Source organism: Vibrio sp. 10N.222.48.A3 (assembly GCF_041475345.1).
Classification (GTDB): Bacteria; Pseudomonadota; Gammaproteobacteria; order Enterobacterales; family Vibrionaceae; genus Vibrio; species Vibrio tasmaniensis_A.
The window spans coordinates 1-912 of the sequence record NZ_JBFRVX010001623.1 but is presented as its reverse complement, the minus strand read 5'-3'; the positions used below and the strand labels follow the sequence as shown (position 1 = coordinate 912).

The 912-nt window shown below is 38.3% G+C and carries 2 protein-coding genes; both read right to left on the bottom strand.

Annotated elements, in window-relative coordinates:
- A partial coding sequence (locus tag AB4653_RS28095) for a hypothetical protein (protein WP_372105914.1) occupies positions 1–254 on the bottom strand: 254 nt, incomplete at its 3' end.
- A gap of 105 nt (positions 255–359) precedes the next feature.
- The coding region (locus AB4653_RS28090) for a hypothetical protein (protein WP_372105912.1) at positions 360–912 on the bottom strand (553 nt) is incomplete at its 5' end.

Below are 912 nucleotides of genomic sequence, written 5' to 3'. Positions count from 1 at the left end.
CCATAGTGGTATTCATTCATTTGAATTACAGGCGCAGCTCCATAATCACAGCGTTTCGTAGTCCCACTAACAAAAAACCGCCAAGCCAATTGTTCAATTAACTCCTTAGTAAGCTTGTTGCCGTCGATACTATTACAATTTGGGCACTTGTCTGGTGATTGATTTCCCACTTTGTATGCATTTATTTTTAAACCTTCGTCTTCAAAGCAATTAGAGCAAAGAAGCATTTCACCATCGAATTGAGGCTGTTTCATATTTTACCTACTAATTATCGGCGCCCTACGTAAACCGTGTATCCAAACAAACGAAAGCCGATAAGGCCCCAAAATACCCGATAACGAATCGGGCTTTAATGTTATCTATATCTGTTCTATTAGTTTAATTTTAGCCAAACCATTGATAACGACACGCCATTGTTTTCCATCGCAATCAAAGTAAAAACCCATTAGGCCGGCATGATCTTCATGGCTACCAATGCTATGAATTATTTCATGTTTTACAAAAACAGCATCATCGTTCAATTCCGAAACGAGTTTTTCAACTGACTTGGCAAATAGCACTTCTTCCGGTAGAGAAACTAATTTATTTTTTCGGCTGAGTAAGAAAATGCAATTTAGTATACTTTCTCGGATTCGTCCCCACTCTTCAAAAGACTCTCTTATGCGTTTATGTGTTTCAGGAATAACAAATGTTACTAGGCCGAATACAGATAGAATTTCTACAACAGTAACAGGCATGTCAGCACCGCGACCAATATTCCCCTCACGTATAGAAAATTCCAATGGAAGCTCAGAGTTCACCAAAAGCTCTCGAGTATTTTTTTCGATTTTGGGAGTTTGTTGATGCCAATCTAATCCATGAGCTGGATCTTTGTAAGTTGCTAACACTATGTTCATATTTCTCTCGTAAAGT